Source organism: Kitasatospora sp. NPDC059088, from assembly GCF_042738155.1.
Lineage (GTDB): Bacteria > Actinomycetota > Actinomycetes > Streptomycetales > Streptomycetaceae > Kitasatospora.
This window is the reverse complement of record NZ_JBHYGR010000236.1, coordinates 1-7396: the sequence shown is the minus strand read 5'-3', so window position 1 is coordinate 7396 and position 7396 is coordinate 1. Positions and strand designations below refer to the sequence as shown.

Below are 7396 nucleotides of genomic sequence, written 5' to 3'. Positions count from 1 at the left end.
GCTGGGCGCCGTGGGCGGTCTGAAAATCACCCGTTACGCCGCTCTCCGCACCCACCCCCTCCACCGCCCCCTCCCGCAGCGCGTCCCTCTCGCCTTGGTCGGGTGAGGGGGTGAGGGGGGTGGTTGATGGGGGTGGGTTGGTGCGGGTGCGCGGGGCGGTGGCCTGCGCGCCCGTGGGGAGGGGGTGGGGGGACAACTGGGGGTTGTGGGTGGGGGTGGGGGGTTGTTGGACCGGGTGGGGGTGGGCGGGGTGGGGTGGGGGTCTGCCGAGTTGATGGGAGTGCGGGGATGAAGGCGCTGGTGGCGACGGGTGAGGTGGGGGAGCCGGTGCGGTTCGCGGAGGTGGCGCAGCCGCAGCCGGGGCCGGGGGAGGTGCTGGTGAAGGTGGAGGCGTTCTCGGTGAACCGGGGGGAGACCTTCCAGCTGGAGGCGCCGCAGCCGGGGTGGCGGCCGGGGAAGGACGTCGCGGGGCTGGTGGTGCAGGCTGCTGCCGACGGGGCGGGGCCCGCGGTGTGCCGGCGGGTGGTCGCCCATCCTCCGGCGGGTGGGTGGGCCGAGTACGTGTGCGTGCCGGTCGGGTCGGTGGCCGAGTTGCCGGACGGTCTGGACGCGGTGCGGGCGGCGGCGCTGCCGTTGGCGGGGCTGACCGCGCTGCGGTTGCTGCGGATGGTGGGGGCGGTGGCCGGGCGGCGGGTGCTGATGACCGGGGCTTCCGGTGGGGTCGGGCACTACTTCACCGAGTTGGCCGCCGCGGCCGGGGCCGAGCTGACCGTGGTCACGGCCTCGCCGGAGCGCGGTCGTCGGCTGGTCGAGCTGGGGGCGGCCGAGGTGGTGCACGACCTCGGGGAGGCGCGCGGGCCGTACGACGTGGTGCTGGAGTCGACGGGGGGTGCGAACCTGCCGGTGGCGCTGGCCCGGTTGGCGCGGCGGGGCACCCTGGTCTGGTTCGGGCAGGCCTCGCGGACGCCGGTGACGCTGGACTTCTTCGACTTCTTCAAGGGCCCCGAGTCGGCCACCCTGCGGCACTTCCACTACGCCGACTCCGACGTCCCGTACGGCACGGACCTGGCCACCCTGGTGCGCCTGGCGGCGGCCGGCCGGCTGACCCCGGAGATCGGCCGGACCGCCCCCTGGGCCGACACCGCGGCCACCCTCACCGACCTGCGCGACCGCCGGATCCGCGGCAAGGCCGTCCTGACCCTCGTCTGAACCCTGAACGGAGACAACCCATCGTGTCCTTCTTCGACACCCCCGGTCTGCTGCCCGCGTACGTGGCGGACGCCCGCCCGCGCGCCCACGGGGCCGGTCTCGACCTGTACGAGTACGACCGGGTGACCGCCGGACTGGCCTCGCTGGAGGAGTGGCCGGACGCGTTCGGCGGCACCGGCCGCCGGTACGCCGCCGAGGCCGAGCGGGCCGCGGCCGAGGGGCGGACGGTGACCGCCGGCACCGCCTACCGCCGCGCCGCCCGCTGGTTCCACGCCGCCGGGCTGATGCCGCACCCCGACCGGGCCGCCGCCGCGCGGCTCGCCGACGAGGCCGACGAGGCGATGCGGCGGTCGTTGGCGCTGCTGGAGCCGGACGCCCGGCGGGTCGAGGGCGAGGGCTTCGCGGGCTGGCTGCGCCGGCCGGCGGCGGTGCGGGGCGGGGCCCCGGTGGTGCTGGTGGTGCCGGGTATGGACTCCTCGAAGGAGGAGTTCCACACGCTGGCCGGGGCCCTGCTGGAGCGGGGGGTCGCCGTGCTGGCGATGGACGGGCCGGGGCAGGGCGTGCTGGCGGCCACCAGTGCGCCGGAGCCGGACTACCACCGGGTCGTGGCCCGGGCCCTGGACGCGCTGGCGGACCACGACGGCCTGGACCTCGACCGTACGGCGGTGATCGGCCTCAGCCTGGGCGGCTACTACGCGGCGCGGGCCGCCGCCCACGAGCCCCGGCTGCGCGCGGCCGCGACGGTCAGCGGACCGTACCGGCTGGACTGGGCGGAGCTGCCCCCGTTCGTCACCGACACGCTGGTCCAGCGCTGCGGGAGCCCGGAGGCGGCCCGCGCCTTCGCCGACCGGCTGGACCTGACCGCGCTCGCCCCGACGATCACCCTCCCGCTGCTGGTGGTCGAGGGCGGCGAGGACCGCATCCCGGGCGTCACCAACGCCACCGTCCTCGCCGAGCACGCCCCGAACGCCGAACTGCTGCTCGTCCCGCACGGCAACCACCTGCTCGGCACCGCCCTGCCCGACTGGCTCCCGGCCACCGCCGACTGGCTCGCCACCCAGCTGGCCTGACAACCCGCCGACCGGGCGGGCGAGTTCGGGAAACGCGAGAGGCCCCGGAGAGCGAACTCTCCGGGGCCTCCACTGGCTGTGGCCAGGGCCGGGGTCGAACCGGCGACCTTCCGCTTTTCAGGCGGACGCTCGTACCAACTGAGCTACCTGGCCGTACTGCACCGTCTCTTGCGAGACGAGCGATCCCGACGGGACTTGAACCCGCGACCTCCACCTTGACAGGGTGGCGAGCTAACCAACTGCTCCACGGGACCTTGTGGTGGCGAACCACCAAGGTCTTGCGGCACTGCACTTTACTACGGTACTGCGTGCCCCCAACGGGATTCGAACCCGTGCTACCGCCTTGAAAGGGCGGCGTCCTGGGCCACTAGACGATGAGGGCTTGTGGTCCGTTCGGCTGTTTCCAGCGTTCCGGGGACGTCGAGAAGCATATGGGATGCGGGGCGGATCGCCAAAACGGGTTTGGGCCGGGTGGGGGTGGGGCCGCCGGAGGGGCCTCCGGCGGTGGGTCAGGACCAGCCGAGTTCGTCCAGTTCGTGGTCGTCGAAGCCGAAGTGGTGGGCGACCTCGTGGATGACGGTGGTGCGGACCTCCTCGACCACCTGCTCGCGGGTCCCGCAGTGACGCAGGGTGGGGCCGCGGTAGATCAGGATGCGGTCGGGCAGGACGCCGGCGTACCACTCGCCGCGCTCGGTGAGCGGGGTGCCCTCGTAGAGGCCGAGGAGCTCCGGGTCGCCCGGGTCGGGTTCGTCCTCGACGAAGACCGCGACGTTGTCCATCATCGCCGCGAGCTTCGGGGGGATCTGGTCGAGGGCGTCACTGACCAGCGTCTCGAACTCTTCCCGGGTCATCTCCACCGGATCATTGTCGGGTCTGGGGTGACGGTGTGCCAGGCGGCGGACAGCGGTGTTTGATGGGCCTGTGACGACCTCGGAGGACGCGTTGGACGACACCGCGACGGCGACGCCGACGCCCCCGCGCCCGTCGGTGCTGCGCGGGCAGGGGCCGGCCGTGGCGGTGGTCGCGGTGGGCGGGGCGATCGGGGCGCTGGCGCGGTACGCGGCCGGGCTGGGCTGGGAGACCGGGCCGTCGGCCTTCCCGTGGACGACGCTGCTGGTCAACGTGGTGGGCTGCGCGGTGATCGGGGTGTTCCTGGTGGTGGTCACCGAGGGGCGTCCGGCGCACCCGCTGCTGCGGCCGTTCTTCGGCACCGGGGTGCTGGGCGGGTTCACCACCTTCTCGACGTACGCGGTGGACGTCCGCCGGCTGCTGGAGGCCGGGCGGCCCGGGCCGGGGCTGGCGTACCTGGGGCTGACCCTGGCGGGCGCGCTCGGTGCGGTGTGGGCGGCCGCGGTGCTGACCCGGCGCGTGATCCACCGCGGCGGTGCCCGGTGAGCCGGCTGGGCGGGCCGGCGCTGCGGCTGACCGCGCTGGTCGGGGAGAGCGACACCTGGCACCACCGGCCGCTGTACAGCGAGATCGTGCACCGGGCGCGGGCGGCCGGGCTGGCCGGGGCGAGCGTGTTCCGGGGGATCGAGGGCTTCGGGGCCTCCTCGCTGGTGCACACGGCGCGGCTGCTGTCGCTGAGCGGGGACCTGCCGGTGGCGGTGGTGATCGTGGACGAGGAGGACCGGGTGCGGGCGTTCCTGCCGCAGCTGGAGGAACTGGTCGCGGAGGGGCTGGTGGTGCTGGACCGCTGCGAGGTGGTCCGGTACGCGGGGCGGGCCGCGGGCGCGGCGGAGGCGGGCCCGGGGGCGGGCGCGGGGGAGTCGGCGGAGTGAACTGGCTGCTGGTGGTGGCGGGCGCGGCGGTCGGCGCCCCGCTGCGGTACCTCACCGACCGGGCGGTGCAGTCCCGGCACGACTCGGTGTTCCCGTGGGGCACCTTCACGGTGAACGTGTTCGGGTGCCTGGTGCTCGGCCTGCTGACCGGGGCGGTGGCGGCCGGCGCGGCCTCCTCGCACGTCCAACTGCTGGTCGGCACCGGCTTCTGCGGGGCGCTGACCACCTACTCGACCTTCTCGTACGAGACGCTGCGGCTGGCCGAGTCCGGTGCGGGGCGGTACGCGGTGGCGAACGTGGCGGGGAGCCTGGCGGCGGGGCTGGGCGCGGTGTACGCGGGGGCGGAGCTGGCCTCGGCGCTCTGGGGCTGAGCGGGCCCCCGGACGGGCTCCCGAGGGGGCGGCCGCCGAGAACCGCGCCACCCACCCGTGTCCCGGCGCGCCCGGCGCGCGTTGGGCACCGAAAGCGGCCGCGCGGCAGTGGGCGGCCCGGGTGGGGCGATGGAGAGGGAGCTCGGTGGCTTCGGTGCGGGCGGCGCGTTCGGGCGCGGTGGTACGGGCGGCGGCGGTGCTGGCGGTGGCCGGGCTGGGGCTGACCGGGTGCATGTCGGTCGGTCCGGCGGCGGAGGAGAAGCACGGCGTGGCGCCGGTCGGCCAGGCCGGTCCGGCGGGTCGGCCGGGGGCGACGGGCGGCCCCTCGGCCTCGGTCGGCGGCGGGCACCCGGGGGGTGCGTCGGGGCGCTCGGAGCGCCAGGGGGGCTTGCAGGCCGAGAACGCGCCGGCCGGGGTGACGAGCGCCACGCCGGGTGAGCTCGCGCCCGGCGCGAACGGTGTGGTGGCCGGGGTGGTCCCGGTCCCGGGGGCGGGCGCTCCCGAGGGCGCGCCGGGCGGCAGCGGTGCGTCGGGCGGCGCGAACACCAGCCCCGCGCCCCACCCGGGCGGTGCCTCGACCGGCGGCTCGGCGGGCACCGGCGGGACCGCCGGCACCGGGGAGGGCCGCTCCGGCGGCGGTTCGGCCGGCACCCCGTCGGCGACCCCGAGCAGCCACCCGTCCGGCACCCCGGAGCCGGAGCACACCACGCCGGCCGCGACCGTCCCGCCGGGCCCGCAGCCCTCGACCGGCAGCTCCGGATCTTCGGCCCCGAGCCCCGGTGCGGGTGCGCATTAGCGGCCTGGCCAGGGCATTTGCCTCCGATCCCGAGGTTCCTCTATGGTGGTAGATCGTTCGTTTGATTCATTTGATTGGCGCCCTATTCCCATCTGGCGCCCTTGGCGCGTTCCGGCGATCCGTGGCTGACCGCATAGAGGCGGTTGTGAAACAGAACCCCGGACTTTGGCGCGTGCCACTTCCGGAAGGTTTTGCATGTCTCTCGTTGACGACGCCCGCTTCGCCATGCCCGCGAATGAGGCTGCCGCCGATGTCACCGACACCACCGATGTCACCGACACCACCGACACCACCGATCTGACCGCCGAGGCCGCGGAGCTCGCCGCCGAGGTCACCGACGCCGCCGAGACCGTCGAGGACGCGGCCGAGGACACCGAGCCCGCCGAGCCGACCATCACCTTCGGCGACCTGGGCCTGCACGACGACGTCGTCCGTGCCCTCGCCAAGCGCGGCGTCACCACCCCGTTCCCGATCCAGGCCGCGACCATCCCGGACGCCCTGGCCGGCAAGGACGTGCTGGGCCGCGGCCGCACCGGCTCCGGCAAGACCCTCAGCTTCGGCCTGCCGCTGCTGACCCGCCTCGCCGACGGCGAGCGCACCCGCGCCAAGCACCCGCGCGGCCTGATCCTGGTCCCGACCCGCGAGCTGGCCATGCAGGTCGCCGACGCCCTGGAGCCCTTCGGCTCGGTGCTCGGCCTCAAGCTCAAGGTCGTCTGCGGCGGCACCTCGATGTCGAACCAGATCTACGCGCTGGAGCGCGGCGTCGACATCCTGGTCGCCACCCCGGGCCGCCTGCGCGACCTGCTGAACCGCGGCTCGGCCAAGCTGGCCGACGTCCAGACCGTCGTGCTCGACGAGGCCGACCAGATGGCCGACATGGGCTTCCTGCCCGAGGTCACCGAGATCCTCGACCAGGTGCCGGCCGGCGGCCAGCGCCTGCTGTTCTCCGCCACCCTGGAGAACGAGATCGACACCCTGGTGAAGCGCTACCTGAAGAACCCGGTCACCCACGAGGTCGACCCGTCGGCCGGCGCCGTCACCACCATGACCCACCACATCCTCGTGGTGAAGCCCAAGGACAAGGCGCCGATCACCAACGCGATCGCCGCCCGCAAGGGCCGCACCATCATCTTCGTCCGCACCCAGATGGGCGCCGACCGCGTCGCCGAGCAGCTGATCGAGGCCGGCGTCAAGGCCGACGCGCTGCACGGCGGCATGACCCAGGGCGCCCGCACCCGCGTCCTCGGCGACTTCAAGGACGGCTACGTCAACGTCGTCGTCGCCACCGACGTCGCCGCCCGCGGCATCCACGTCGACGGCATCGACCTGGTCCTCAACGTGGACCCGGCCGGCGACCACAAGGACTACCTGCACCGCTCGGGCCGCACCGCGCGCGCCGGCCGCTCCGGCGCCGTCGTCACCCTGGTGCTGCCGCACCAGCGCCGCGGCGTCTTCCGCCTGATGGAGGACGCGGGCGTCGACGCCAGCCGCCACATCCTGGACCACGCCTTCGACGCCGAGGTCGCCAAGATCACCGGCGCCCGTTCGCTGACCGAGGTCCAGGCCGAGAGCGCCGCGAACATCGCCGGTGCCGCCGAGCGCGAGCTCGCCGACATGACCCGCCAGCTGGAGCGCGCGCAGCGTCGCGCCACCGAGCTGCGCGAGGAGGCCGACCGCCTGTCCGCCCGTGCGGCGCGCGAGCGGGCCGACCTGGGCATCGTGGACGAGGCCCCGGCCGAGGCCGGCGAGGAGGCCGCTCCGGCCGCCGCCGAGGCTCCGGCCGCCGCCGCGCCGCAGGCCGAGGAGCGCACCCCGGCGTACCGCGAGGCGCGCAGCGAGCGTCCGGCCTTCAGCCGTGACCGTGACCGTGACGACCGTGGTGGCCGTTCCGGTGGCTTCGGTGACCGCGAGCGTTCCGGTGGCTTCAACCGTGACCGTGACGACCGCGGCGGCCGCTCCGGTGGCTTCAACCGCGATGACCGTGGTGGCCGTTCCGGTGGCTTCGGCGACCGCGAGCGCTCGGGCGGCTTCAACCGTGACCGTGACGACCGCGGCGGCCGCTCCGGTGGCTTCAACCGTGACGACCGTGGTGGCCGTTCCGGTGGCTTCGGTGACCGCGAGCGTTCCGGTGGCTTCAACCGTGACCGTGACGACCGCGGCGGCCGCTCC

The 7396-nt window shown here is 74.9% G+C and carries 8 protein-coding genes and 3 tRNA genes; 7 read left to right on the top strand and 4 right to left on the bottom strand.

All coding sequences use genetic code 11. The features are described from left to right. Positions 1 to 288 precede the first annotated feature (288 nt). Positions 289 to 1209, top strand: a complete 921-nt coding sequence (locus ACFWXO_RS44375) for a zinc-binding dehydrogenase (protein ID WP_380532706.1) — start codon at positions 289 to 291, stop codon at positions 1207 to 1209. A 23-nt stretch (positions 1210 to 1232) separates the two neighbouring features. Continuing rightward, entirely contained in the window at positions 1233 to 2279 is a 1047-nt protein-coding gene (locus ACFWXO_RS44370) for an alpha/beta hydrolase family protein (RefSeq protein WP_380532704.1), read from the top strand. Between the two features lie 79 nt (positions 2280 to 2358). Here the strand turns inward: ACFWXO_RS44370 and ACFWXO_RS44365 are convergent. From ACFWXO_RS44365 to ACFWXO_RS44350, 4 genes are all read right to left on the bottom strand, one after another. Continuing rightward, positions 2359 to 2432 (bottom strand) — tRNA-Phe (locus ACFWXO_RS44365). A 27-nt stretch (positions 2433 to 2459) separates the two neighbouring features. Next, positions 2460 to 2533, bottom strand: a tRNA-Asp gene (locus tag ACFWXO_RS44360). A gap of 55 nt (positions 2534 to 2588) precedes the next feature. Next, positions 2589 to 2661, bottom strand: a tRNA-Glu gene (locus tag ACFWXO_RS44355). A 127-nt stretch (positions 2662 to 2788) separates the two neighbouring features. Further along, the gene (locus ACFWXO_RS44350; protein WP_375895143.1) at positions 2789 to 3130 is read right to left on the bottom strand and encodes a metallopeptidase family protein; all 342 of its coding nucleotides are present in this window, start codon (positions 3128 to 3130) and stop codon (positions 2789 to 2791) included. A gap of 70 nt (positions 3131 to 3200) precedes the next feature. On the opposite strand from ACFWXO_RS44350, the gene crcB (ACFWXO_RS44345) reads away from it, so the two are divergent. The 5 genes from crcB (ACFWXO_RS44345) to ACFWXO_RS44325 all read left to right on the top strand — a co-directional run. After that, positions 3201 to 3674: a fluoride efflux transporter CrcB gene (crcB, locus tag ACFWXO_RS44345; RefSeq protein ID WP_375895145.1), complete on the top strand. Its 474-nt coding sequence runs from the start codon at positions 3201 to 3203 to the stop codon at positions 3672 to 3674. Beyond that, positions 3671 to 4060: a DUF190 domain-containing protein gene (locus ACFWXO_RS44340; protein ID WP_375895148.1), complete on the top strand. Its 390-nt coding sequence runs from the start codon at positions 3671 to 3673 to the stop codon at positions 4058 to 4060. The genes crcB (ACFWXO_RS44345) and ACFWXO_RS44340 overlap by 4 nt, the downstream gene beginning before the upstream one ends. Further along, complete coding sequence (gene crcB, locus ACFWXO_RS44335; protein ID WP_360237829.1) at positions 4057 to 4431, top strand: fluoride efflux transporter CrcB; 375 nt, start codon at positions 4057 to 4059, stop codon at positions 4429 to 4431. The genes ACFWXO_RS44340 and crcB (ACFWXO_RS44335) overlap by 4 nt, the downstream gene beginning before the upstream one ends. Positions 4432 to 4576: 145 nt before the next feature. Beyond that, complete coding sequence (locus ACFWXO_RS44330; protein WP_380532699.1) at positions 4577 to 5227, top strand: hypothetical protein; 651 nt, start codon at positions 4577 to 4579, stop codon at positions 5225 to 5227. A gap of 195 nt (positions 5228 to 5422) precedes the next feature. After that, the coding region (locus ACFWXO_RS44325; RefSeq protein WP_380532696.1) for a DEAD/DEAH box helicase at positions 5423 to 7396 on the top strand (1974 nt) is incomplete at its 3' end.

Coding starts and splice junctions, on each gene's coding strand:
- ACFWXO_RS44375 (WP_380532706.1), top strand. CDS start 289: ATGAAGGCGCTGGTGGCGACGGGTGAGGTGGGGGAGCCGGTGCGGTTC.
- ACFWXO_RS44350 (WP_375895143.1), bottom strand. CDS start 3,130: ATGACCCGGGAAGAGTTCGAGACGCTGGTCAGTGACGCCCTCGACCAG.